The 24214-nt window shown below is 69.9% G+C and carries 25 protein-coding genes and 1 pseudogene; 15 read left to right on the top strand and 11 right to left on the bottom strand.

Features of this window, described 5'->3' with window-relative positions; translation table 11 throughout:
• Positions 1-5 precede the first annotated feature (5 nt).
• The 6 genes and pseudogenes from ACIBVP_RS14515 to ACIBVP_RS14490 all read left to right on the top strand — a co-directional run bounded on the left by ACIBVP_RS14515 (position 6) and on the right by ACIBVP_RS14490 (position 6436).
• A complete protein-coding gene (locus ACIBVP_RS14515; RefSeq protein ID WP_396106589.1) occupies positions 6-602 on the top strand; it encodes a MerR family transcriptional regulator in 597 nt (198 codons plus the stop codon).
• A complete protein-coding gene (locus ACIBVP_RS14510; protein WP_396106588.1) occupies positions 599-3067 on the top strand; it encodes a VIT domain-containing protein in 2469 nt (822 codons plus the stop codon). The genes ACIBVP_RS14515 and ACIBVP_RS14510 overlap by 4 nt, the downstream gene beginning before the upstream one ends.
• 203 nt (positions 3068-3270) lie before the next feature.
• Positions 3271-3513 carry a transposase gene (locus ACIBVP_RS14505; RefSeq protein ID WP_396106587.1) on the top strand — a complete coding sequence of 81 codons (243 nt, stop codon included), beginning with the start codon at positions 3271-3273 and terminating at the stop codon, positions 3511-3513.
• Entirely contained in the window at positions 3471-4310 is an 840-nt protein-coding gene (locus ACIBVP_RS14500; protein WP_396106586.1) for an IS630 family transposase, read from the top strand. The genes ACIBVP_RS14505 and ACIBVP_RS14500 overlap by 43 nt, the downstream gene beginning before the upstream one ends.
• Before the next feature lie 267 nt (positions 4311-4577).
• Positions 4578-4870 (top strand): annotated as a pseudogene (locus ACIBVP_RS14495) (transposase); the annotation flags it as partial.
• A gap of 267 nt (positions 4871-5137) precedes the next feature.
• Positions 5138-6436 (top strand): IS110 family transposase, encoded by a 1299-nt coding sequence (locus tag ACIBVP_RS14490; RefSeq protein ID WP_396106585.1) that lies wholly within the window; start codon positions 5138-5140, stop codon positions 6434-6436.
• 612 nt (positions 6437-7048) lie between these two features.
• Here ACIBVP_RS14490 and ACIBVP_RS14485 read toward each other — a convergent pair.
• Positions 7049-8008: an NAD(P)-dependent alcohol dehydrogenase gene (locus ACIBVP_RS14485; RefSeq protein WP_396106584.1), complete on the bottom strand. Its 960-nt coding sequence runs from the start codon at positions 8006-8008 to the stop codon at positions 7049-7051.
• 57 nt (positions 8009-8065) lie between these two features.
• Here ACIBVP_RS14485 and ACIBVP_RS14480 point away from each other — a divergent pair, with 57 nt between their 5' ends.
• Positions 8066-8860, top strand: a complete 795-nt coding sequence (locus ACIBVP_RS14480; protein WP_396106583.1) for a TetR/AcrR family transcriptional regulator — start codon at positions 8066-8068, stop codon at positions 8858-8860.
• A 3-nt stretch (positions 8861-8863) separates the two neighbouring features.
• Here the strand turns inward: ACIBVP_RS14480 and ACIBVP_RS14475 are convergent, their stop codons facing one another.
• The 3 genes from ACIBVP_RS14475 to ACIBVP_RS14465 form a co-directional block, all read right to left on the bottom strand.
• On the bottom strand, positions 8864-10042 hold the full coding sequence (locus ACIBVP_RS14475) for an RtcB family protein (RefSeq protein WP_396106582.1): 1179 nt from the start codon (positions 10040-10042) through the stop codon (positions 8864-8866).
• Positions 10043-10072: 30 nt separating this feature from the next.
• Positions 10073-10969 carry a diiron oxygenase gene (locus tag ACIBVP_RS14470; RefSeq protein WP_396106581.1) on the bottom strand — a complete coding sequence of 299 codons (897 nt, stop codon included), beginning with the start codon at positions 10967-10969 and terminating at the stop codon, positions 10073-10075.
• A gap of 67 nt (positions 10970-11036) precedes the next feature.
• A complete protein-coding gene (locus tag ACIBVP_RS14465; RefSeq protein WP_396106580.1) occupies positions 11037-11729 on the bottom strand; it encodes a TetR family transcriptional regulator in 693 nt (230 codons plus the stop codon).
• Positions 11730-11781: 52 nt separating this feature from the next.
• On the opposite strand from ACIBVP_RS14465, the gene ACIBVP_RS14460 reads away from it, so the two are divergent.
• Positions 11782-12960 carry an endonuclease/exonuclease/phosphatase family protein gene (locus ACIBVP_RS14460; protein WP_396106579.1) on the top strand — a complete coding sequence of 393 codons (1179 nt, stop codon included), beginning with the start codon at positions 11782-11784 and terminating at the stop codon, positions 12958-12960.
• Between the two features lie 223 nt (positions 12961-13183).
• On the top strand, positions 13184-13759 hold the full coding sequence (gene shbA / locus ACIBVP_RS14455) for an RNA polymerase sigma factor ShbA (RefSeq protein ID WP_396106927.1): 576 nt from the start codon (positions 13184-13186) through the stop codon (positions 13757-13759).
• A gap of 55 nt (positions 13760-13814) precedes the next feature.
• Here the strand turns inward: shbA and ACIBVP_RS14450 are convergent, their stop codons facing one another.
• Positions 13815-14552 (bottom strand): hypothetical protein, encoded by a 738-nt coding sequence (locus tag ACIBVP_RS14450; protein ID WP_396106578.1) that lies wholly within the window; start codon positions 14550-14552, stop codon positions 13815-13817.
• A 95-nt stretch (positions 14553-14647) separates the two neighbouring features.
• Between ACIBVP_RS14450 and ACIBVP_RS14445 the strand changes: the two genes are divergently transcribed.
• On the top strand, positions 14648-14962 hold the full coding sequence (locus ACIBVP_RS14445; RefSeq protein ID WP_396106577.1) for an ArsR/SmtB family transcription factor: 315 nt from the start codon (positions 14648-14650) through the stop codon (positions 14960-14962).
• Here ACIBVP_RS14445 and ACIBVP_RS14440 read toward each other — a convergent pair.
• Positions 14959-15153, bottom strand: a complete 195-nt coding sequence (locus tag ACIBVP_RS14440; RefSeq protein ID WP_396106576.1) for a hypothetical protein — start codon at positions 15151-15153, stop codon at positions 14959-14961. The genes ACIBVP_RS14445 and ACIBVP_RS14440 overlap by 4 nt on opposite strands.
• Before the next feature lie 189 nt (positions 15154-15342).
• Between ACIBVP_RS14440 and ACIBVP_RS14435 the strand changes: the two genes are divergently transcribed.
• Together ACIBVP_RS14435 and ACIBVP_RS14430 are read left to right on the top strand one after the other, a co-directional pair.
• The gene (locus ACIBVP_RS14435) at positions 15343-17064 is read left to right on the top strand and encodes a sensor histidine kinase (RefSeq protein WP_396106575.1); all 1722 of its coding nucleotides are present in this window, start codon (positions 15343-15345) and stop codon (positions 17062-17064) included.
• Entirely contained in the window at positions 17061-17720 is a 660-nt protein-coding gene (locus ACIBVP_RS14430; protein WP_396106574.1) for a response regulator, read from the top strand. Before ACIBVP_RS14435 ends, ACIBVP_RS14430 begins: the two co-directional genes overlap by 4 nt.
• On the opposite strand, the gene ACIBVP_RS14425 is transcribed toward ACIBVP_RS14430, so the two are convergent.
• Together ACIBVP_RS14425 and ACIBVP_RS14420 are read right to left on the bottom strand one after the other, a co-directional pair.
• The gene (locus ACIBVP_RS14425; RefSeq protein ID WP_396106573.1) at positions 17717-18400 is read right to left on the bottom strand and encodes a DUF4232 domain-containing protein; all 684 of its coding nucleotides are present in this window, start codon (positions 18398-18400) and stop codon (positions 17717-17719) included. The two genes, ACIBVP_RS14430 and ACIBVP_RS14425, sit on opposite strands and share 4 nt — an antisense overlap.
• A 256-nt stretch (positions 18401-18656) precedes the next feature.
• Positions 18657-19085 (bottom strand): hypothetical protein, encoded by a 429-nt coding sequence (locus ACIBVP_RS14420; RefSeq protein WP_396106572.1) that lies wholly within the window; start codon positions 19083-19085, stop codon positions 18657-18659.
• Between the two features lie 267 nt (positions 19086-19352).
• Between ACIBVP_RS14420 and ACIBVP_RS14415 the strand changes: the two genes are divergently transcribed.
• A complete protein-coding gene (locus ACIBVP_RS14415) occupies positions 19353-20150 on the top strand; it encodes an arylamine N-acetyltransferase (protein WP_396106571.1) in 798 nt (265 codons plus the stop codon).
• Here ACIBVP_RS14415 and ACIBVP_RS14410 read toward each other — a convergent pair.
• The 3 genes from ACIBVP_RS14410 to pheA all read right to left on the bottom strand — a co-directional run bounded on the left by ACIBVP_RS14410 (position 20104) and on the right by pheA (position 22864).
• The gene (locus ACIBVP_RS14410) at positions 20104-20904 is read right to left on the bottom strand and encodes an ABC transporter permease (protein WP_396106570.1); all 801 of its coding nucleotides are present in this window, start codon (positions 20902-20904) and stop codon (positions 20104-20106) included. The genes ACIBVP_RS14415 and ACIBVP_RS14410 overlap by 47 nt on opposite strands.
• Entirely contained in the window at positions 20901-21854 is a 954-nt protein-coding gene (locus ACIBVP_RS14405; RefSeq protein ID WP_396106569.1) for an ATP-binding cassette domain-containing protein, read from the bottom strand. Before ACIBVP_RS14405 ends, ACIBVP_RS14410 begins: the two co-directional genes overlap by 4 nt.
• An 89-nt stretch (positions 21855-21943) precedes the next feature.
• Positions 21944-22864 carry a prephenate dehydratase gene (gene pheA / locus ACIBVP_RS14400; protein ID WP_396106568.1) on the bottom strand — a complete coding sequence of 307 codons (921 nt, stop codon included), beginning with the start codon at positions 22862-22864 and terminating at the stop codon, positions 21944-21946.
• Between the two features lie 111 nt (positions 22865-22975).
• Here pheA and ACIBVP_RS14395 point away from each other — a divergent pair, with 111 nt between their 5' ends.
• Positions 22976-23605 (top strand): macro domain-containing protein, encoded by a 630-nt coding sequence (locus ACIBVP_RS14395; protein ID WP_396106926.1) that lies wholly within the window; start codon positions 22976-22978, stop codon positions 23603-23605.
• A gap of 40 nt (positions 23606-23645) precedes the next feature.
• Complete coding sequence (locus tag ACIBVP_RS14390) at positions 23646-24110, top strand: macro domain-containing protein (protein ID WP_396106567.1); 465 nt, start codon at positions 23646-23648, stop codon at positions 24108-24110.
• The last annotated feature ends 104 nt before the right edge of the window (positions 24111-24214 follow it).

Here is a 24214-nt window from a genome sequence, read left to right as displayed (position 1 = left end):
GCGGTATGAGCGACGAGCTGTACACCCTCGAACAGCTTTCGGAACGTGTCGCCGACCTGTTGGCCGATGACTACGGCGGGCAGCGGAGCGGCCGGGTCCGTGAGCTGCCCAACGGGCGCACCATCCGGTGGTACACGACCATCGGGCTCGTCGACCGTCCGCTGGCGACGCGCGGACGGGTCGCGCTGTACGGCGAGCGGCACGCGATGCAGCTGGCCGCCATCAAGAAGCTGCAGGCCAAGGGCCTGGCGCTGGCCGAGGTCCAGGAACGGCTGCTCGGCGTCTCCGACGCCAGGCTCGCCGAGCTGGCCGAGGTCGAACCCCGCTTGACGATAGACGTCGTGCACCCGCCGCGGGAGGTCCGCGCGGAGGCGGAGGGGCTGCTGCGCATGGTCGAGGCGGCCGTGTCCGACACCGTCACGAACAACACTGTCACGAACGTCGTGCCCGCCCTCCGCATCGGTGACAGTGTCACCGTGCTGATCGACGGCGCCACCGGAAACCTCGGCGAAGCCGAGATCGCGGAGCTGAGCGCGGCCGCCGCGCCGCTGCTCGACGCGATCGACCGCCTCGGCCTGACCCCACGAAAGGAACGTCGATGAGCACCGACATCGAGTTGATCGACCAGGCGGAGGTGACCGCCCGGCCGACCGACGACGACGGGCTCGGCTGCCTGCGCACCAAGCACGGCAACCTGCCGCTGGAGTCGATCGACGTCCGCGCCAGGATCACCGGCCTCGCGTCGCGGACGGAGCTGACCCAGGGCTTCCACAACACGTACGACGAGCCGCTCGAGGCCACCTACGTCTTCCCGCTGCCGCCGCGGGCGGCCGTCACGGCGATGCGGATGGAGGCCGACGGCCGGGTGGTCGAGGGCGTCCTGAAGGAACGCGGTGAGGCACGCGCCACCTACGACCAGGCCATCCAGGAGGGCAAGCGCGCGTCGATCGCCGAGGAGGAGCGGCCCGGCGTGTTCACCATGCGCGTCGGCAACATCATGCCCGGCGAGCGGGTGACCGTGCACCTGACGCTGGCGGGTGCGCTGGCCTATGAGGACGGCGAGGCGACGTACCGGTTCCCGCTGGTGGTGGCGCCGAAGTACATCCCGGGCCGCCCGGTCGACGGCGAGCAGGTGGGCGACGGCACCGCCCTGGACACCGACGAGGTCCCCGACGCGTCCCGCATCTCGCCGCCGGTGCTGCTCCCCGGCTTCCCGAACCCGGTCGACCTGTCGCTGTCCGTGGACGTCGACACGGCGGGCCTCCCGCTGGCGGCCGTCCGCTCCAGCCTGCACGCGACCACGACCGACGACACCGACAACGGCATGCGGATCAGCCTCCACCCGGGTGAACGTGCCGACCGCGACTTCCTGCTCCGCCTGAAGATCGGCGACGAGTCGGCGATCAGCACCGCGCTCACGGTTCTCCCGGACGAGGACGAGCAGGCCGGCACGTTCGCGCTGACGGTCCTGCCCCCGACCGGGGAACCGGCGCGGCGCGACCGCGACGTCGTGCTCGTGCTGGACCGTTCCGGCTCCATGAGTGGCTGGAAGATGGTCGCCGCCCGCCGTGCGGCGGCGCGGATCATCGACACGCTCGGCGGTGCCGACCGGTTCGCGGTGATGGGTTTCGACTACCAGATCGACACCCCACCCGGCCTGCCGGACGGTCTCGTGGAAGCGAGCGACCGCAACCGTTTCCGTGCGGTGGAGTTTCTCGCGACCCTCGACGCGCGTGGCGGCACGGAGATGTTGTCGCCACTGCGCAAAGCAGCCGATCTCCTGGGTGAGGAGACCGACCGGGAACGCGTGCTGGTGCTGGTCACGGACGGCCAGATCGGCAACGAGGACCGGATCCTGTCCGAGCTGTCGCCGAAGCTGGCTGGCGTTCGCGTGCACACGGTGGGCATCGACAGGGCGGTGAACGAAGGCTTCCTGCGGCGCCTGGCGGGCACGCGGGGTCGCTGCGAGCTGGTGGAGTCCGAAGACCGTCTCGACGAGGCCATGCACAACATCCACCGCAGGATCGGCACGCCGCTGGTGACGGATCTGCACGTCGCGGGCGACGGCCTGACGCTGGACGCGGCCACGCTCGCCCCCACACCGTTCCCGGACGTCTTCCCGGGCGCTCCGGTGGTGGTGATGGGCCGCTACACGGGCTCGCCGCAGGGTGCGGTGACGGTGACCGGCCAACCCGGCCTGCGCACCAGCCTCACCGCGACCCACAGCGACAACCCCGCATTGGCGAACCTGTGGGCACGGGCGATCGTCCGCGACCTGGAGGACAAGTACGTCACCGGGCAGACGTCGCTGGAGGACCGCATCGTCGAGACCTCCCTGAAGTTCGGCGTGCTGTCCCGGTTCACGGCGTTCGTCGCGGTCGACCAACGCGTGGTGAACGAGGGTGGCGCCACCCGCCGGGTGACACAACCCGTGGATCACCCGAGCGGCTGGGAAAGCCCCTGGGCGGCCACCGCGCCGGCGGCGGCCGCACCACGAGGGGGCATGCCGACGTTCGGCGCGGCCGCACGCTTCAGCGCCGCCGAGGCAACCCGAGCAGCACCGGCCTTCGGCGGGAACTACGGGATGCAGGCTGACCACGGCGCGCAGGGCGGCTACGGCGGTCCGCCACCACCGGCGCCCAGCGGCTTCCCGGCACCGGCACCAGGCGTGCCCGCCCACCCGGGTTCGCCGCGGATCGGCTTGCCACGCAAGCGTGGCAAGAGGCCGACACCCCCGCCCACTCTCCCGGGCGACGCCACCGCGCTGGCGACGTTCGTGCAGGACGAGCTGACACGGCTCCTGCACAACGAAGGCCAGGACGTGTGGCTACGAGCGGGTCTGCTGACCGCGCTGTCCGAGCGCATCCGTGTCCAGCTGGCGGTGTGGCAGCAGAACAAGGAACCCAGGGAAGCTCGCACCACCCTGGGCACACTGTCGACGGAACTCGCGACCCCGACAGCCGACCCGTCCGAAGTGGACCGCCGCTGGCAGAAGACGATCGCCATTCTGCGGTCGCTCACCACGGGCGACACCCCCCGCGCCCGCCGACCGTTCTGGAAACGCTGAAACAGAAGGAGAACCAACGCAGGCCGTGTGCGGGTGCGCCCCCAACCGCACCCGCACACGGCTCGGCTGAGGACTGTGGCTTGTCTCGATAGGTTGACCCGGTTATTGATCTTGGTGGTGGTGGGTCAGGTTGTCTCCCTGTCGATCAAGTGCGGGAGGTGGTTGTGGCTCGTCGACCCGAGGTGTTCGTCCGGACACTGTCGATGGAGGAAGGCCGCAAGCTGCAGCGGGTGACCAGGACCGCCAAGGATCCGGTCCGGATGCGGCGGGCGATCGTGGTGATGATGTCCGGCCAGGGCCAGACGGTGCGGGACATCACGTCGTTGTTGCAGGTCAGCGCAGAGTATGTGCGGGATGTGATCCACGCGTTCAACGAGCGGGGGTTCGACGCGCTGGACCCAAAATGGAACGGGGGACGCCCGAAGGCAAACTGCGCGAGCACCTGATCGCCCGCGGCACAGTCGCCGCGATCAGCAGGGAGACGTTGCGGCGGATCCTGCGCGCCGGCGGTGTCTCATGGCAGACCACCACGACCTGGAAGGCCTCCACCGACCCAGACTTCATCGCCAAGATGCACCGCATCCTCGACCTCTACGACCACCCACCCCGCGATGGGCGGGTGGTCTGCGTGGACGAGTTCGGACCGCTGAACCTCCAGCCCCGCAAGGGCAAAGCCTGGCGACCGGTCGGCAAGCCCGCGCGCCAGCGGGCGACCTACAACCGCCACCACGGCGTGATGCACATGCTCGCCGCCCTGGACCTGGCCACCGGCAAGATCTACTACCGGATCCGGGACCGCAAACGGCACCGCGAGTTCCTCGACCTGCTCAAAGTCCTCCGCCGCCGATGGCCCGGCGAGAAGCTCTACATCACCTGCGACAACTTCTCCCCGCACCGCCACCCCAAGGTCCGTGCTTGGTGCGCCACCAACGACGTCGAGTTGGTGTTCCTGCCGACCTACGGGTCCTGGTTGAACTGGATCGAAGCCGAGTTCGCTGCCCTGCGCTACTTCGCCCTCAACGGCACCCGACCACCGCAGCCACGGCGAACAGAACGCCGCGACCGAGGGCTACATCCGCTGGCGCAACGCCCGCGCCCAACCCAAGACCGGGTTCGCTACCGACTCACCCATCCGAACCTGGACCCATTACCCAACCAAGGTTGCGTGACAAGCCACTGTTCCAAGATCGGTGTCCCGACACGCCGGGCCGAGGGGTCTGGCGGGGATGGGCACTGTGAGTGATGACCTCGGATCTTGTGAGTCCACGCAAGAGTGATCGGAAGCCGACGTGAGAGCTGTCGCCGGAGCAAGCCGCGGTGGCGGCGATGGTGGCCGAGGCCAAGGCGCAGGGTCGGCGTTGACGGGCCAGGTCGGCTTGTTGAAGTTGTTCACCAAGACCGAGCGCCTCGGTCACGAGAAGAGCCGGGCCGAACCTGAGCGTGAGTCGACGACTGTGCGGAACGGCAGCCGGGCGAAAACCGTCGTCTCGGACGCCGCGGGCGAGATTGAGGTGTCACCGTCGACGGTCACAAGGCCGTCCTGGGCCTGTGGCGGCGAAGGCGCGAAGTTCTGGATGAGCGTACTGATCGATCCCAAGAGCCGCGGCGTGCGTGAGGTGTTCTTCCTCGTCTGCGACGGCCTCAAGGGCCTGCTGGAGGTTGTGGCGAACGTGTGGCCGCAGACCATTGTTCAAACCTGCATCGTTCACCTGATTCGGAACACGTTGCGGCTCACGTCCCGCCCTCGCCGCCCTGAACGAACTCGAGGAGAAATGGGGCAGCAAGTACGCGGCGGTGATCCGACGGAAGATGATCTGATCAACAGCGCCGGAAACACCAACTTGTTGGATCTTGGGCAGATGACCGTGGTCTGCAGCCATGATCATCCAGGCCGCGGTTGGGGTCGCTCGGGAAACACCTGTCGCCCTTGGAGGCTGACCGTCGATCGGCATGCGTCCCGGCCGTGGCCGCTCCGGTAGGAGTGGCTCGAGAGAGGTCTGCATCGCCCGAAGTTGGTCTGCCCTCCTCACCGGAACCCCTTGTCACCCAACTGGTTGAGGAGTCTCCACATTGGCGTCTGCATCGAAGAATTCGCCTACCTCGGATCGGGTCATCATCGCGGTCGATCCGCACAAGGCGTCTTGGACTGCCGTGGCTGTCGATGCCGAGTTGGTGGCGGTGGCATCGGTCCGGGTTGAGGTCAACCGCGCCGGGTACCGCCAATTGCGGCGTTTCGCGGCCCGTTGGTCCCAGGCGCGGTGGGCGATTGAGGGTGCCGTCGGGTTGGGTGCACCGTTGACCGATCGCCTGTTGGCCGACAGGATCGCGGTCACCGAAGTACCGACCAAGCTCGCCCGCCGCGTCCGTTTGCTCTCCACCGGACATGGCCGCAAGACCGATGAGGTCGACGCCCTCTCGGTGGGCGTGGCCGCCTGGTCGGGTGCGTCATTGCGCACCGTGGAAATCGATGAGCAGATCGCCGCACTGCGGGCGTTGACCGAGCACCGCGACGACCTGGTCCGCCCCCGCACCCAGACGATCAACCGGCTCCACGCCCTGCTGGTCAAGCTCGTCCCGTCCGGGCTGCCTCGCGGCCTCAGCGCCGACACCGCAACCGAGGCGCTGCGGCGCAGCCGCCCCCGAGACCCGCTGCGCCGCACGTTGCGCCAACTCGCCGTCGAACTGCTGACCGAACTGCGTCGGCTCGATCGGCGCGTCACGGCGGCCACCGAGTCGATCGCCACAGCAGTCGCCGGGTCCGCAACCAGTCTCACCGCTCTGGTCGGCGTGGGTGACCTGCTTGCCGCGAAGATCCTGGCCCGCACCGGCCCGATCCACCGATTCCGCTCCCCGGCAGCGTTTGCCTCATTCTGCGGAGTAGCGCCTATCGAGGTGTCGTCCGGAGACGTCGTCCGGCATCGACTCTCCCGTGCCGGTGACCGCCAACTCAACTACGCCCTCCACGTCATGGCGATCACCCAGATCCGCTACGACACCCGTGGCCGCACCTACTACCAGCGGAAACGCGCAGCCGGTAAGAGTCACAAAGAAGCCCTGCGCTGCCTCAACGCCGCCTGGCCGACACCGTCTACCGCACCATGCTCCGAGACCGGGTTACCTCTCTGTCGCCAGCCGCTTGACACAGAGAGGTGCCGATCACCAGCCGAGTCGGTAGTACTCGAGGGTGGTGATGATGCGGATGAGGTTGGGGAGTTCGGTGAGTCGTCCGCGGTAGCCGGTGACGAGGATTTTCCAGTTCTTCCAGTGGGCGATGGCCCGTTCGACCGCGACCCGGATTCAGGCGATGCTGCGGTTCCAGACCTGGGTGGCCGGGTCGTGGTCGGCGTGGCCAGGGCGTTTGCGGCGTAGTCGGATCACGGTGGTGCCTTGGTAGCCCAGGTCCCGATCGTGTCGGTGTGGGCGAGGAGCTGGTCGTTGAGGTCGGACAGGGTCTGGACGCTGAGGCCCGCGGTGTGGCGTTTGCCGGAGTAGTTGGCTTCGTGGGTGACGGGTCGGCGCGGCGGTTGCCGATCGGCACGATCGTGTGCCGGTTGTTCGCACGCTGCTGCACACCGATCCCGGCACCGAGCGTGCCACCGGCCGACGGGGTCACGTTGGCGATCACCGTACGACCATCACCGGCGTAACCCTGGAACCACGCGTGCGCCCGCGTCGGTGAGCTGTCGTCGAGCGGTATCTGTTCACCAGGCGAGAATCCGGCGAGCACCGGGTGCTCCCCGACCACCTGGTAGCCGTCCACGATCACCACTCGGCCGCGCAGCACGTCGGGCAGGGGTGGCGACCGGCTCCTGGATCTGAGCCTGATCAAGACCCGTCGTAGACTCGTACCGCAACAGCCCCGCCCTGGTCGATCGTGTTCTGTGGAAGGAAAACGGTCTTCACCAGGCGGGGCTGTTGCACTGTCTACAAGATCAACGATTCTGAACAACGCTCGGAGATTCTTTCGCTGACAGGCACGCCCTAGATCTCGATGAGGAGCTTGCCCAGTACGCCGCCCGCCTCGAGGGTGCGGTGGGCTTCCGCGATCTTGGTCAGCGGGAACACCGTGTCCACCACCGGTCGGATCGCGCCGCTGTCGGTCAGGCGGGTGAGTTCCGCGAACAGGTCGGCACGTGGGTTGCCGCTGAAGAAACGGATCCGTTGACGGCCGAAGACCGTGGAACCCACCAGGTACGCCAAGGACGCCGCCACGTGATCGAGGTCGAACGCGATGGCGACCATGCGGCCCGACCGGGTCAACAGGTTGCGGTAGACGGGAAACTCCGTGCCCACCGTGTCCAGTACCACGTCGAACCGGCCCAGGGCCGCAGGGTTCGCGGTCCGGTAGTCGAGCACCTCGTCCGCGCCCAGGTCGAGCACGGCGTCCCGATGCCGGGCGTTGGCCAGCGCGGTGACATGAGCGCCGTAGGCCCGCCCCAGTTGCACGGCGACACTGCCCACACCACCGCTGCCGCCACGTATGAGCAGGCGCTCCCCCGGTTGGAGCCTCGCCTTGTCGCGCAGTGCGGTGATCGCGGTCGTGCCCACCGGCAGGGCAGCGGCCTGTACGAGGTCCACGTTCTTCGGCGCCGGCGCGAGCTGGCGCGGGGGCACCGCCACGAACTCCGCCGTGCTGCCGAACCTCCTCGGCAACGCGCCCCACACGCGGTCGCCGGGCCGGTACGTGGTCACGCCTGCGCCGACCTCGGCGATTTCACCCGTGAAGTCGATGCCGACGGCCTTCGGGAATCCGCGCTGCAGCACGTCCGTCAGCAGCCGGAGCCTGCCCGCGCGGCCCGACAGCTCGCCACCGTTCACGCTCGACGCACGGACCCGGACCAGCACCTCGCCCGGAGCGGGCACCGGGCGCGGAAGCCTCCCCTCGTACAGCACGTCGGGGGGTCCGTACCTGTCGTACAGCGCAGCACGCATCTCGTTCATGCCCACGTCAACGCCACAACCGGACGAGGGACTCCACTTACGGCTAATGTGAGAAGCATGTCCGGTGGACCGACTCAGTTGCGGGCCGATGCCCGGGCGAACCGTGACCGGATCCTCGATGCGGCGCGGGAGGCGTTCGCCGTGCATGGGCTCGACGTGCCGATGGCCGCGATCGCACGGCGGGCCCGGGTTGGGGTGGCCACCCTCTACCGGCGCTTCCCGACCCGGGAGGCGCTGATCACCGAGGTGTTCGGCGACCAGCTCACGCACTGCCTGTCCGTCGTCGACGACGCGCTCGCCGACCCCGATCCGTGGCGCGGGTTCTGCTCGGCGATCGAGCGGGTGTGCGCCATGCAGGTGGCCGACCGCGGTTTCAGCGCCGCGTTCCTGACCGCCTTCCCGGACGCGATCGACTTCGAGCGCGTCCGGAACCGTGCCGAGGAGCGGATCGCCGAGGTGGTGCGGCGGGCCAAGGCGAGCGGCGGGTTGCGCGCCGACTTCGACCTCGCCGACGTCGCCCTGGTCCTCCACGCCAACGCGGGCATCACGGCCGACACCCCCGAGGCCGCCGTGGCCGCGTCCCGCCGGCTGGTCGCGTACCTGTTGCAGGCGTTCCGGGCGGGGGGGGGGGGCCCCCGGGGCCCCCCCCCCCCCCCCCCCCCCCCCCCCCGCGGGGGGGGCCCCCCCCCCCCCCCCCGCCCCCCGGGGCGGGGGGCCGCGGGAGGGGAGGGAGTGGGGGGTTGGGGGGGCGGGGGCGCGGGGGGGGGGGGGGGGGGGGGGGGGGGGGGGGGGGGGGGGGGGGGCCCCCCCGCGCCCCCCCCCCCCGCTCCGCTCGCACTGCGCCCGGGCTGAGGCTCAGCCCTTCACGCAGACGACCTGCTTCAGCTTCGCGACGATCTCGACGAGGTCGTCCTGGTTGCGGAGCACCTCGTCGATGTCCTTGTACGCGGCCGGGATCTCGTCCACGACGCCGGTGTCCTTGCGGCACTCGACGCCCGCCGTCTGGGCCGCCAGGTCCTCGGCCGTGAACTGCTTCCGCGCCTTGTTCCTGGACATCTTCCGGCCCGCGCCGTGCGACGCCGACTCGAACGAGTCCGGGTTGCCGAGGCCGCGCACGATGTAGGAACCCGTGCCCATCGAACCCGGGATGATGCCCATGTCACCACGGCCGGCCCGGATCGCGCCCTTGCGGGTCACCAGCACCTCCTCGCCGAAGTGGGTCTCCTCGGCGACGTAGTTGTGGTGGGCCGAGATCGGCTCGTCGAAGCCGACCTGCGGGAACTGCGTGCGCAGCACGTCGCAAATCAACCGCAGCATCACGGAACGGTTGCGGCGCGCGTAGTCCTGCGCCCAGAACAGGTCGTGCCGGTACGCCTTCATCTCCGGCGTGTTCGCGAGGAACACGGCCAGGTCCGGGTCCGGCAGCGACTCGTTGTGCGCGAGCCCCCGCGCGACCTCGATGTGGTGCTGCGCCAGCAGGTTCCCGATGCCACGGCTACCCGAGTGCAGCATCACCCAGACGTCCCCGACGGTGTCGAGGCAGATCTCGATGAAGTGGTTGCCCCCGCCGAGCGTGCCCATCTGGTGCAGTGCCTTGGCCGAGTTCGCCTTCACGTCCGGCGTGAGGTCGTCGAACGCACGCCAGAACGGGTCCCAGTCGGACGCGTCCCGCTCGTCGAACGCCGTCGCGCGGTGCTGGCCGAAACCGACCGGGACCGCACGCTCCAGCGCCGACCGCAGGCGCCGCAGGTCGTCCGGCAGGTCCTCGGCACGCAGGGACGTGTGCACCGCGGTCATGCCGCAGCCGATGTCCACGCCCACCGCGGCCGGGGACACGGCGTCGCGCATCGCGATCACCGAGCCGACCGTGGCGCCCTTCCCGTAGTGCACGTCCGGCATGACCGCGACGTGCTTGAAGGTCCACGGCAGCGCGGCGATGTTCTGGAGCTGTCGCATCGCCTGTTCCTCGACCGTCTCCGGCCGAGTCCACATGCGAATGTCGACGTGCTTTCCTGGAATCGTCGTTGCTGCCATGTATTCCAGAGTAGAGAAGGCAACCAGCGATTAAATGAGATGAGCGTGTTTCCAGATGGCCTTGGACGGCCCGCCGATCATGCCGACCTCGTCCAGGAACGCCACGATCTTCTCCGCCATCCACCGCCGTGACTCGTGGTGGTGCGGGTTGGCCAGCGCCACCTTGCGAGCCTCGCGCGGGTCGAGTCCGACCGCCGCGTACGCACCGGGGTGCACCAGGATGTCCATCACGGTCGCCGCGACGACCGCCGTGACCAGGCGGTGCAGCTCCAACGCCGGACGTGAGAGCTTCGTCAGGCCACGCACGAGCTCCTCCCGCGCGTACCGGACGTGCCGGGCCTCCTCGACCACGTGGATCCGGTTGATCATGCGGATCATCGGCTGGATGCGGTCGTCGTCGAGCATGGACCGCTGCAGCCGGTCGGTCGTCTCCTCGACCACCAGCACGGACGCGAACATGGCGGGCCCGCCGATGACCGCGCCGAACACCTTCGCGGGCACCCGCACCACGCGCGGCGGGCCGTACGCGGGCAGGCCGAGCCGGGCGATGCCCTTGCCGAACATGATCGCGTGCCGGGTCTCGTCGCCGATCTCGGTCAGCGCGTAGTGCGTGTGCGGGCTGCGCGGGTCGAGGTCGGCCGCGTACCGCGCGAGCAGCTGCATCAGCACGATCTCGGTCCACAGCCCGACACTGGTGATGCTGCCGATCTCGTGTTTCGACAGCTCCAGCCGCTGCTCCGGCGTCAGGCGCTCCCACAGGTGCGTGCCGTACAGCGAGACCCGTTCCTCCGGCATGAACCCGAGACCGTCGACCAGTGGCGCGTCCCAGTCGACGTCCACGTCCGGGTCGTAGGAGTTCCGCATGGACGAGTAGAGCAGCCGCTCCGCGGTGACGTCCCGGTCCTTGGGTTGCAGCGCTCGCGCCATCGCGATCCTCCCGACAAGTACGTGTTACTTCCCGTAACAGTCAGGCTGGACCGCAAGTCGACCCGTGTCAAGCGTCCGGGCGCGTCAGCTCGCCGATGAGTTGCACGATCTCCCTGGTCACCGGACGCAACAGCCGCAGCCGGGACAGCCCGATCACGCGGTCGAGCAGCGGCACCGTGCGGTCCACGAGCATCCGGGTGCGACGGCGGTCCGGCGACCGGTCGTGCACCCAGAACAGCACGACCCCCATCTCGTACAGCCAGAGCAGTTCGGGCAGCTCAGGCCGCAGATCCGGGTCGACCTTCGCCGTCGACCCCTCCAGCACGCGCCGGAACAACGCGATCTGGGCGTCCCGCGCGGGGCTCGACTCGGTGGAGAACGGGCTGAGAGGGCTGTCCGGGTCGGCCGCGTTCACGAAGAACTGCCTGCCGAACTCGTGGTAGGGCGCGGCCACCTCGAGCCACGCCACCAGCACCGCGCGCAAACGTTTGGCGAAGTCCTTCTCGCTGTTCAGGACGTCGACACAGGCCTCTTCGTGGAGCTGCGTGATCCGGTCGTAGAAGCCCTGGACCAGCTGCTCCTTCGACGAGAAGTAGTAGTACGCGTTGCCGACCGACACCCCCGCCTCCTTGGCGATGGCCCGCATGGTCGTCCTGTCGTAGCCGTTCTCCTGGAACAACCGCAGCGCCGTCTCGACGATCAGCGTGCGTGTCGCTTCGCTCTTGGGTGTCCTGACCACCGCCTCCGGAGAATCCGCCACCCGTTCACCGTATCCCCGCGACACCGTTCACGTGGGCGTGTCAGGGTGGCCCATGCGTCTTCTGCTCTTACCCGTGGTGGCACTCGCCGCAGGCGTGCTCGCCGCCCCCAGCGCCCAGGCGACGGGCACCGAGACCGTCCGTTTCGCCACGTTCAACGCCTCGCTCAACCGCGGCGCGGCCGGCCAGTTGGTCGCCGACCTGTCGACACCGGACAACGCGCAGGCGCGCGAGGTCGCCGAGGTCATCCAGCGCAACCGGCCGGACGTGCTGTTGATCAACGAGTTCGACTACGCGCCCGCGGCCGTCGACCTGTTCCGGGACAACTACCTGGAGCGGGGCCAGAACGGCGCCCGGGCCATCGACTACCCGTACGCGTTCATCGCGCCGTCCAACACCGGTGTGCTGACCGGCTTCGACCTCGACCGCAACGGCAGCACGAACACCGGCAACGACGCGCACGGCTTCGGCCTGTTCGAGGGCCAGTACGGGATGCTGGTGCTGTCGAAGTACCCGATCGACACCAGGCACGCCCGCACCTTCCAGAACTTCCTGTGGAAGGACATGCCGAACGCCATGCTGCCGGACGACCCGGCGACCCCGGCGGCGAAGGACTGGTACTCCCCCGAGGTCCTCGACGTGCTGCGCCTGTCGTCGAAGTCGCACTGGGACGTGCCGGTGCGGGTCGGTCGCGAGACCGTGCACTTCCTCGTCTCGCACCCGACGCCGCCCACGTTCGACGGCGCCGAGGACCGCAACGGCACCCGCAACCACGACGAGATCCGCTTCTGGGCGGACTACGTGACGCCGGGCAAGGGCCGCTACATCTACGACGACGAGGGACGCCGGGGCGGGCTGAACCCGAGCCAGAAGTTCGTGGTCGCGGGCGACCAGAACTCCGACCCGCTCGACGGTGACAGCGTGCCGGGCTCGATCCAGCAGCTGCTGAACGCACGCCGCGTGATCGACCCGCGCCCGGGCAGCGAGGGCGGTGTGCTCGCCGCGCAGACCCAGGGCGGCGCGAACCTGACCCACCGGTCGGACCCGTACCACGACACCGCGGACTTCAACGACAACGCGCCCGGCAACCTGCGTGCCGACTACGTGCTGCCGTCGCGGGGCCTGTGGCCGGTGCACTCGGCGGTCTACTGGCCGACCGACGAGCTGTCCCGTCTGAACGACGCGTCGGACCACCACCTGGTGCGCGTGGACGTCCTCGTCAGCAGGCGGTAACCGCGGGCACACGTGCCGTACGAGCACACTGCCCGATTGGGCAACGGTTTGGTTCTCCGGGGATTTCATTTCGCTGCCGACGTATTTGTGCCGCCTGTTCGTGCTCTCTTGAGTGAACACAACAGCCGGGGGGCACAGGAGGCACGCGATGTTGTGCACGGCAGAGCCAGACGTTGACCTCTCGCAGCTCGAAGCCGAGCTGGCGGGCGTGACCGCGCCGGTGATGACCCCGGCGTGGTCACGCCCGGTGACCAGGGGGAACCTGGACGGCGTGGCCGCCGCCGCGTCCGCGGGGGACACCGCGGCGACAACCGAGCTGCTCGCATACCTGCGACCGATCATGGTGCGGTACTGCCGCACGAAGCTGGGCCGGGTACGTCCGATCAGCTCCGCGGACGACGTGGCGCAGGAGGTGTGCATCGCGGTCTTCCGCGCCCTGCCCACCTACCGGCACCTCGGCCGCCCCTTCCTGTCGTTCGTGTTCGGGGTCGCGGCGCACAAGGTGGCCGACGTCCACCGCGCCGCCGCGCGGGACCGGTCGCTGCCGACCGCGGAGACCCCGGACACCGCGCTCGTCGACGAGGGCCCGGAGCAGATCGCACTGCGCCGCGAGCTCGTCGAGCAGACGGGCGACCTCCTGCGCACGCTCCTGCCGCGACAGCGGGAGATCATCGTGATGCGTGTCGTGATGGGCATGTCCGCGCAGGAGACCGCGGACGCCGTCGGCACCACCCCCGACGCGGTCCGCGTCGCACAGCACCGGGCGCTCAACCGCCTGCGCAAGACGGTCGCCCGGTAGACGACTTCGGTGGTGCGGGCGGCCGCAGGGGGCTGCCCGCACCACCGAGGCGGTGTCACGGACGGACCGCCTGCCCCTCGGTCAGCACCTTCTGGCCGGTCACGTAGTGGCTCCAGACCCCGAAGTTCAGCTCGCTGCCCGGCCGCGCGTACGAGGTGACGAAGTCCTCGCCCTGCCAGGTGGCGCCGAAGGTGACGACGAAGTCGGTGGTCGAGCCGCGTTCCCCCGGCGGGATGTCGCTGACCGGGATGTGCTCGTGGAAGCCCCAGGTGTAGCGGCGCTGGTAGTCGCCGACGACCGGCTCGAGGTAGTTGTCGAGCACGGTGCCCGCGGCCGGGATCGTGATCAGCACGCCACGCATGCCGTTCGCGAACGTCGTGTTGTAGACGATCACCTCCGCGCTGCCGGCCGGGTAGAACTCCGCGCGGCCGCCGCCGACCTTCGAGCCGGGCGGGCAGGCCTGCGCGGCGAGCTGCGCCCTGCCGCACGTCGGGAACGCGAACGGGTTGAACCGGATCGAGTTGTCGAACAGGAACACGAACTCGCGTGGCGCGGCGGGCTTCTCGCCGGTCGCGGTCCAGCGCCGGGTGTCGAAGGTGAGGGCGACGCCGTCACCGCGCCGGTCGACGGTCACCGTGCCGTCCTCGAGGTTCTCCGGGCCGGGCACGTCGGGTTCGTACGGTCGTTGCGGGCCGAGCGGAGCGGGGTGCGCCGGCTCGTCCGCAGCCGCCGCGGGGGTCGCCGAGAGACCGATCGCTGCCGCCACAACCGCCAGGACGAAGGGGACTTTCATGTCGAACCTCCGGTGTTTTCGATGTGTGTCGAATAGACCGGAGTCCGGGTAGAGTTTTCGTTAAGTATCGAAGAGAACTGAGAGGTCGTTCAGGTATGCCGATCGGGCGATGGGCGCCGGTCTCGCACCCGGACGTCGCGACCGTCGAGGTCGACGAGGTGCTCAAGGCACTGGCCGACCCGACGCGGCGGCAGATCGTCCGCCTGCTCATGACCGACGGCGACCGCCCCTGCGGCACGTTCGGCCTGCCGGTCGCCGCCTCGACGCTCAGCCACCACTTCCGGACCCTGCGCAAGGCGGGCATCCTCCGCCAGTACGACGACGGCAGGCAGCGCATGAACACGCTGCGCCTCGACGAACTGGACAGGCGCTTCCCCGGCCTAGTCCGCGCCGTCCTCGACGCCGGCTAGGCGACCGGCTGCGGGACCCGCTGTGCCGCACGTGCCTCGGCGTTGCGGGCGGCCGCCTTGCGGACCTTCCGGTTGTGCCGCCGCTCGTACCACCACGAGTCAACCTCCACGATGACCGGTCCGAGCGCCATCACGAGCAACAGCCCGAGCGCCAGTACCGCCCCGACCCAGACCAGAACCGCCTGCAGCATTTTCTTCCTCCTCCGGTGAACTCGCTGGTCACAGCTTCTCTCCGGAGACCCCGCCCGCGGATCGGTCGAACAGTCGCGGCCCACCGGCCGACCGGTCACCGCCGCGGCGCCGACCACTGGCCGATCGGCCGACCCCGGCCCGCCGACCGGCCGAGGCGGGAGACGCGCCGCTGCCTTACGTTGGGCCGCATGACACCGCAACCGGTGCCGCATCGCTGGCTGGCCACATTGCTGGGCGTCGCCCTGGTGCTCGACTTCGCCATGATCGCCACCGGCTACTCGCTGAGCCTCCGGTCGCTGCTGGCGCTGCCCGGCGCCGCGATCTTCGCCGGGTGTGCGTGGCTCGGGGTGAACCGGCCCGCGAGCGCGTCGATCATCGGGGCGGTCACACTGACCGTCTCGTCGCTGATGATGCGCGGCTTCGGGGTGCACCCGCCGTCGATCGCGCTGTCCAACATCATGCTCACGGAGCTGATCGCCGGGACCGTGCTCGTCGTGCTGGTGGTGTGGCGGGCGGCGCCGGTGGCGGCGTTCGCCTGCACGACGGCACTGGTGGTGTCCTGCCTGGCGTCGATCCTCCTGCGGACGCCGTACTGCGCGGACTACTACTGCGGCGGCTACTCGGGCGGGCTCGTCGAGATCATCTCCCCGTCCGAGATGCTGGCGTCGTTGTTCATCGGGTTCGTCCTGCTGGCCGCGGCCGTCGGCACCGGCCTGTACCTGCGGCGCAGCGCCAGGCAGCGGGTCGTCTCCGAGATGGGCGAGCTGGTCCGCAAGCAGTGGCCGCTCGGCGCGGCACTGAGCGTGCTCGCCCTCCTCGAGCTGTCGCAGGGCGGCATCGACGTGGTGTTCACGCTGGGCGGTTCGGCGGTCGCGGGCGTGTGCGCGTTCTTCGGCCCGAAGTACCCGCTGCGGAACACGTGGCTCGCGGCGGGTGTCCTGTTGTTCAGCGGCATGGTCTCGGTGATGTACACGCGCGGCAACGACCTGCCGATGTCCTTCACCGGCCTGGCCGCGAGCATGGCGCTGGTCGCCTACGTCGTCCGCTACACGCCGACCAGGCAGGCGGCGACGGCGACGGCGGGCCTGGCCGCGGCGAACGGGCTCGCGATGGCCATGCGGGACCCCGACACCGTCACCGACGCCAACTTCTCACTCGTCCTGCTGTTCCTGCTGCTCGTGTCCATCGCGGCGGGCGTGTACTTCCGGGCACGCGACCGGGAGCGGAACCAGACCGTGCGGGCGGCGGTGACGTCCGCGCAGCAGGGCGAGCGGATGGCGCTGGCGCGGGAGCTGCACGACGTGGTCGCCCACCACGTCACCGGCATCGTGGTCCAGGCGCAGGCCGCGCTGATGGTCGCGGAGAAGAACCCGGCGGTCGCGGTGCCCGCACTGGAGAAGATCGAACGCAGCGGGACCGAGGCGCTCACGGCGATGCGCACGCTCGTCGGCAGCCTGCGGGACGGCACGGCGGCGTGGACCGCGGGCAACACGGACATGGCGGAACAGGCCACGACCGACCTCGCGGGCGACCTGGCCGGTCTCGCCGAGAACTTCCCGGGTCCGCCGGTGGAGCTGGCGGTGGACCTGCCGGACGAGCTGCCGCACGAGGTCGGCCGGTCGGTGCTGCGGCTGGTGCAGGAGTCGCTGACGAACGTCGGCAAGCACGCCCCGGACGCGAGCGCCGTGCACGTGCTGGTGGCACAGACACCGAGCGACACCCTCCACATCAGGGTGACGGACGACGGCTCGCGACGCCCTGTGAACCCGGCGGGCGGGTCGGGCGGCTACGGTCTGGTCGGCATGCGTGAGCGGGTAGAGCTGCTCGGGGGCCGGTTCGACGCGGGGCCGAGCGGTTACGTCGGCTGGAGCGTCGAGGCGTGGCTGCCGCTGCGGAAAGAGGGACTGTGATCCGGGTACTGATCGCGGACGATCAGGAGATGGTGCGCGCGGGTTTCCGGATGATCCTGGAAACCCAGGACGACATCGAGGTGGTGGCCGACGTCGCCGACGGGGTGTCGGCGGTGCGGCGCGCGCGGGAGCTGCGGCCGGACGTGTGCCTGCTGGACATCCGCATGCCGGGCATGGACGGCCTGGAGGTGACGAAGGCGCTGGCGGGCCCGGGGGTGGCCGACCCGCTGAAGGTCGTGGTGGTCACGACGTTCGACCTGGACGAGTACGTGCACACCGCGCTTTCCAACGGCGCCAACGGTTTCCTGCTCAAGGACGCGGGCCCGGCGCTGCTGCTGGAAGCGGTCCGAGCGGCCGACCGCGGCGACGCGCTGGTGTCCCCGCAGATCACCGTCCGGCTGCTCAAACACTTCTCCACGGCGAACGCGACGGCCCCCAGGGAGACGACGACCGAGCCGCTGACCGAACGGGAGCTCGACGTGGTGAAGGCGGCGGCCCGCGGCCTCACCAACACGGAGATCGGGACGGAGCTGTACCTGTCGCTGTCGACGGTGAAGACACACCTCGCCGCGGTGCAGGCCAAGATCGGGGCCCGCAACCGCGTCGAGGTGGCCGCGTGGGCGTGGCGCACCGGCCTGATGGCCGACGAGGGCTAGGCGCCACCGCCCGTACCGGGCTTGACCGTGGCGACGGTCAGCTGGTTGCCGGGCGGGTCACCCGCGCAGCCGGTGCCCGGACTGGGCACGAACATGGAGTCGTACTCGTGCGGCGGGTAGACCCGCAGGCCACGCACGTCGGTCGGCTTGCACTCGGCGGGGTCGTAGTTGCGCACCTGCACGAACCCGACAGCCGCCGACGCGCTGTCCCCCGGCTTCAACGTGACGGCCGGCCCCTTCCTGCCGACCCGGTAGGCCGCGGGCCCGACCTGGTGCCCGTCGTCCCCCGCGACGTACGAGACGCCGGCGAAGCCCTGGATGGTGCAGGTGCGGCTGCCCTTGTTGGTGAACACGAGACTGCGGTAGAAGGTGCCCGCGGCAGCGTCCCCGTCGCGAAGGCTCAGCTTGAGGTCCGCGACCTTGCACTCGGCATCGTTGGTCACCCCGTCCTGCCCGGAGGACACCGGCGGCTGCACGGCCTGCGACGTACGCGGCGGGCTCGGCGGGTTCGAACTGGTGGTCGGCGGTGGCTCCGCCGGCTGGGAGGTCGCACTGTCGTTGATCGTCGGCACGTCCGGACTCCCCGAACCGTCCGTCCCACCGGTGTTGCAGGCGGTCAGCAGCAACATCGCACCGCTGATGATTACGCCTGCGCTGATCCTGGTTCGCAGCATGGTCATCGCCTCCACCTGGCCCCGACACCACTGGACGCTCTTCTGACTTCTACAAGAAGAGACGTTCGGCCGCGCTTTGGGTTGCTTCCCACCAGAACTACCCCTCAGTGGGTAAGAAGAAACAGCCCACCATCACACAGCGTGAAGATCCACCACCCCCCGAGACCAACTCGGAAGGCCCCCTCCCCGAGATCAGCCCCCTCCGGCGAGGAGGCCCGTCCGGCGAGGACACCACCCCCACGCACGGGCACCCCGGCCCCGGTCAGTGAATCCGCGCGTCGCGAGCACGGGTGCTCGCATGGGCCGTCAACGCGCGAATGATCCTGTCGCGCTTGCGACGGGTGTCGGTGTACGAGCGAGGACGTTGAATGATCGCCGCGTCGGTCAGCGCGTAGCGGGTCCACACCTTGGCGACGCAGCGGCCGGTGCGGTCCGGCAGTTCGGAAATCGACACATGGACGACGTTGCGAGCGCGGATGTGCTTGGTGCGCAGGCCGTTGTCGGTGAACTCGACCTCCCACAGCACGCCCCGGGCGGCGGTCGCGGCCGTCAGCAGAGCCCGGGAGCGGCCGCACGCCAGCTCGACGGAGAAATCCCTGTCCAGCTCACGGGTGCGCCGCTTCGCCGCCACGAACCTCGTGACGAAAACCAGAACGACTACGCACCCCAACGCGATCAGAAACGTGTTCATGATGCCCTGCACCTCCTGCCGTCATGCCGTCCAACCCCAGGAACGACGACATGGCGCTACGGCAGGTCGACCCGGCAGCGCCGACGGGTCATCAGGTCATCCGGAGCACCTCTCACCGTTTCCCGGTTGTTACGAATCCCTCGTTGATCCAGCAATATCCATTAGCGCCGAGCAGCAGGGATCCGTCAAGTATTTCGGTGAAACTGGTCTGATGGAGGAAAGTTTTCTGCTTGACCTCGACCTAGGTGGAGCGGTCACCGTGTACCCATGGACCTCGCCACCGCGGACCGCTACCTCGCCAGGATCGGGGCGCGGCGCCCCGACGCGCCGGACGCCGCCGCCCTGAGGGACCTGCACCGGCGCCACGTCGAGACCGTGCCGTTCGAGAACCTGTCGATCGTGCTCGGGGAGCCGGTCGCGCTCGACGAGGACGCGCTCGTCGACAAGATCGTCCGGCGGCGGCGTGGCGGGTTCTGCTACGAGCTCAACGGGGCGTTCGCCGCGCTGCTGGCCGCGCTCGGGTACGACGTGCGCCTGCTCGCCGCCTCCGTGTTCGGTGACGACGGCACGCTCACGCCCGCGTTCGACCACCTCGCGCTCCTCGTCGAACTCGACGAGCGGTACCTCGTCGACGTCGGGTTCGGCGCGCACGCGGTCCACCCGCTGCGCCTCGACTGGCCGGAGGCACAGCAGGACCCCGCCGGTTCGTTCCTCGTCCTCGACGCACCCGGCGGGGACGTCGACGTGCTCCACGACGGCGTCCCCGCGTACCGCGCCGAGCCGAGGGCGCGCCGGATCACCGACTTCGCACGCCCCGCCTGGTGGCACGCGAACTCGCCCGGTTCGCACTTCCGCTCCGGGCCCCGGTGCTCACGCGCGACCGGGTCGGGACGCGTCACCATCCGCGGTGACCGTCTCATCGAGACCGTCCACGGTGTGCGGACCGAGACCACGCTCGCCGAGGACGAGATCCTCGCGGCGTACGAGAAACACTTCGGCTTCCAGCTGCCGAGGGTGCCTACTTGCTCGCCACCCTCCGGTACTTCGCGACCGACAGCGGGATGAACACCGCCAGGATCGCGAGCGACGACAGCAGCGCGTAGAGCACCGCGTTGTCCGCGGGCCAGCCCGGCGGCGGCACCATGTTCGGTGGCGCCTGGTTGCCGAACAGGTCGCGCACCGACTGGATCACCGCCGTGAACGGGTTCCACTCGGCGATCACCCGCAACGGCCCGGGCATCGTGCCCGCGCCGACGAACGCCGACGAGATGAACGAGAGCGGGAACAGCCACATCAACCCCGCGCTCTGCGCCACCTCCACACTCGGCGCCGACAACCCGATCAGCGCGCCGATCCACGACATCGCGAAGCCGAACAGCAACAGCAGCAGGTACGCGAGCACCGCGTCGAGGAAGCTGCCGCGCACCCGCCAGCCGACGAGCAGCCCGCACAGCGACATGATCAGCAGCGCCATCGACGACACCACGAGGTCGGACGTCGTCCTGCCCAGCAGCACCGCGAGCCGCGACATGGGCAGCGAGCGGAACCGGTCGATGATGCCCTTCTGCAGGTCGTTGCACAGGCCGATCACCGTGAACGCCGAGTTGAACGAGATCGTCTGCACGAAGATGCCCGCGATCAGGAACTCGCGGTACTGCTCGCCGCCGAGCGCGCCACCGAACACGTACGCGAACAGCAGCACGAACATGATCGGTTGCACGACCGCGGCGAACAGCCAGTCGGCGTTGCGGCGGACGTTCAGCAGGTTGCGCCACGCGACGATGCCGCCGTCGCGCAGCCCCTGGGTCAGGACGGTCATGACTCCTCCGTCAGGTGGCCGGTGAGCGACAGGAACACGTCGTCGAGCGTCGGGCGGTGCAGCCCGACGTCGAGCACGGTCACGCCCTCGACGTCCAGTCGTCGCAACGCCTCCACCAGCGACTTCGAGCCGGCGTCGACGTGCACCTGCAACCGCCTGCCGTGCCGGTCGACGGTCGGTTCCGCCGAGCCGACCTCGGCGAGCACGCGGCTCGCGACGTCCACCTCGGCGTCCTCGGCGACCACGATCGCCAGGCGTTCGCCACCGACCTCGGCCTTCAGCTGGTCGGCCGTGCCGCTCGCGATGACCTTGCCGTGGTCGATCACGAGGATCGTGTCGGCCAGCTGGTCGGCTTCCTCCAGGTACTGCGTGGTCAGCAGCACGGTCGTGCCGTCGGACACCAGCTCGCCGATGACCTCCCACGTGTCGAGCCGTCCACGCGGGTCGAGGCCCGTCGTCGGCTCGTCGAGCAGCACCACCTGCGGCGCGGCCACGAGCGCGCCCGCCAGGTCGAGGCGCCTGCGCATGCCGCCGGAGTAGGTCTTCGACGGCCGGGCCGCCGCGTCGGTGAGCCGGAACCGGCTGATCAGCTCGTCGGCGCGGGCGCGCGCGTCCGGCTTGTTCATGCCGTAGAGCCGGCCGACCATGTACAGGTTCTCGAAGCCGGTCAGGTTCTCGTCGACGGCCGCGTACTGGCCGGAGAGCCCGATCGCCTTGCGCACCTTGTTGGGTTCGGCCAGCACGTCGTGCCCCGCCACCCAGGCACGACCGGAGTCGGGGCGTAACAGGGTCGTGAGGATCCGGACCGCGGTCGTCTTGCCCGCACCGTTCGGCCCGAGCAGACCGAGGACGGTGCCGGTGGGTATCTCCAGGTCGATACCGTCGAGCGCGCGGGTGGACCCGAAGGTCTTCACCAGCGCTTCCGCCCGGACGGCGGCGTCGGTTGGCATGCGCCTCCCCCATTCGTCGTGTGACGGGGCGGACTGTAGACCGCGGCACCGACAATTTCGCCCGGTTTGTGACGTGGGGGGGGACAGGCCTATCCGGTGCGGCCCTCGCGCACGCCGGTCACCCAGCCGGTGGCGGCCGCGTAGTCGGCGTCTGTGTTGTCCGCACCCGCGAGGGTCGGCGTGCCGTCGGCCTTCGGGTAGGAGCCGAGGAAGCGGACCTCGTGGCAGCGGCGGTGCAGCGCGGCGAGCGCGTCGGCGACCCGCTGCTCGGCCACGTGCCCGTCGAAGTCCAGGTAGAAGCGGTACTCGCCGAGGCGGCCCTTCATGGGACGGGACTCGATGCGGCTCAGGTTGATGCCGCGCAGCGCCAGCTCGGTGAGCATCTCGGCGAGCACGCCGGTGCGCTGGTAGGCGGCGACGGCCACGATCGACGTGCGGTCCGAGCCGGTCGGGGCGGGCAGCGCGCCGGGCCTCTGCAACAGCAGGAAGCGGGTGACCGCGTCGTCGACGTCGGCGATGCCGGTCTCCAGCACCTCGAGGTCGTAGTGGTCGGCCGCGACCGGCGCGGTGATGGCGGCGTCGCACTGGCCGTCGAGCACGCCGACCGCCGCGGCGGCCGTCGAGGTGGACGCGAGCTGGGTCGCCTGGCTGAGGTGCTTGCCGAGCCAGCCCTGGACCTGCGCGAGCGCGTGCGGGTGGCTGGCGACGGACCTGATGTCGGCGAGGTCCGTGCCGGGCCGTGCGAGCAGGGAGAACGCGACCGGCAGCAGCACCTCGGCGATCGCCACCAGCGGTTCGTCGACGGCAAGGGCGTCCATGGTGGCGGACACCGCGCCCTCGACCGAGTTCTCCACCGGCACGCACGCGAGGTCGGCGTGGCCGTGCCGGACCGCGGCGAGCGCCTCCGGGACGGTCGCCTCCGGCACGAGCGTGTGGTCCGGGCGGCCGGCCGCGAGCGCGGCCTGCTCGGAGAAGGTCCCCTGCGGTCCGAAGTACGCGATGCTCGGCACGAGGCCACCCTAACCCGGTTGCTCTGCGTCGCCAGCACGCCCGATCGGGTGCACCGAGACTTAACCTGACAGGGGGACGTAGTTACCGCTTGCCGGTTACGCCCGGTCCCCCTGAGATGCCATGCTGAAACGGTGACCGCCGCCGAAAAGGCTTCGCAAGCGGGGACCGGGACGAGGGAACCGCTTCGGCTCGTACTGTGCGCCGTCGAAGACGCCCTGGCAGTGGCGTGGGAGGCGGCGGCGGACGGTCGGCGCGAGGTGTACACCTACCGCGGCTCGACACTCGACGTGCCCGCGGACGCGGTGGTCAGCCCAGCTAACTCGTACGGGTGGATGCGCGGCGGCATCGACTCGGTGTACGCCCACGCGTTCCCGGCGATCGAACAGCACGTGCGCAGCGCCGTGCTCGCCTACCACGGCGGGGAGCTGCCGGTCGGCCAGGCGGTGATCGTGCCGACCGACGTGGCGGCGCCCGCGTGGCTGATCAGCGCGCCGACGATGCGGGAGCCGGGCGAGCGCCTGCCACAGGACACCGTGCACCCCTACCTCGCGGCCCGCGCGGTGTTCCGGACGTGGCGCGACGGGCGGCTGGAGGACGACCGCCCGGTGCGCTCGGTGGTGTCGACCATCGCCATGCCGGGCCTGGGCACCGGGATCGGCGGCGTGCCGCCCGAGGTGTGCGCCCGGCAGGTGATGGCCGCGTGGGACGAGGTGTTCGCCCCACGCGGACAGGGTCGGTGAGCTGGTCCGCACTGTCGGTGCGTCGTGGCACATTGCGCGCATGATCGACGAACTGGACGGGGATCTTCTCGACTCCGGCGCTGCCGCGCTGGTCAACGCGGTGAACTGTGTCGGGGTCATGGGCAAGGGGATCGCGCTGGAGTTCAAGCGGCGGTTCCCCGCCAACTTCGCCGCCTACCGGGAGGCCTGTGCCGCCGGGGAGGTGGTACCCGGGCGGATGCTCGTGTGCGAGGACGACGGGCGGGTGATCGTCAACTTCCCCACCAAGAAGCACTGGCGGGCGAAGTCGCGTCTCGGGGACGTCGAGGCGGGGCTGGACGGTCTCGTGTGCGTGATCCGCGAGCGGGGGCTTGACTCGGTCGCGGTACCCGCACTCGGAGTGGGCAACGGCGGGCTGGACTGGGCGGACGTGTCGCGGCTGGTGCACGAGAAACTGGGCGGTCTGCCCGGGGTGGCCGTGGAGTTGTACCGGCCGCTGCTCCGGTCAATCGCGCCCGGTGCCTGACGGTGACGAAATGCCGGTCGCAAGTTCACACTTTGGGTGGCTCGCCAAATACGGTCACTGCGGGTTAAGTGGATGTCGACCGCAATTTCCCATCAAGGAGGTCG

Source organism: Actinophytocola sp. NPDC049390 (assembly GCF_044466355.1).
Taxonomy (GTDB): domain Bacteria; phylum Actinomycetota; class Actinomycetes; order Mycobacteriales; family Pseudonocardiaceae; genus Actinophytocola.
The sequence above is the reverse complement of the archived record's forward strand: the minus strand, read 5'-3'. Positions and strand labels throughout refer to the sequence as shown.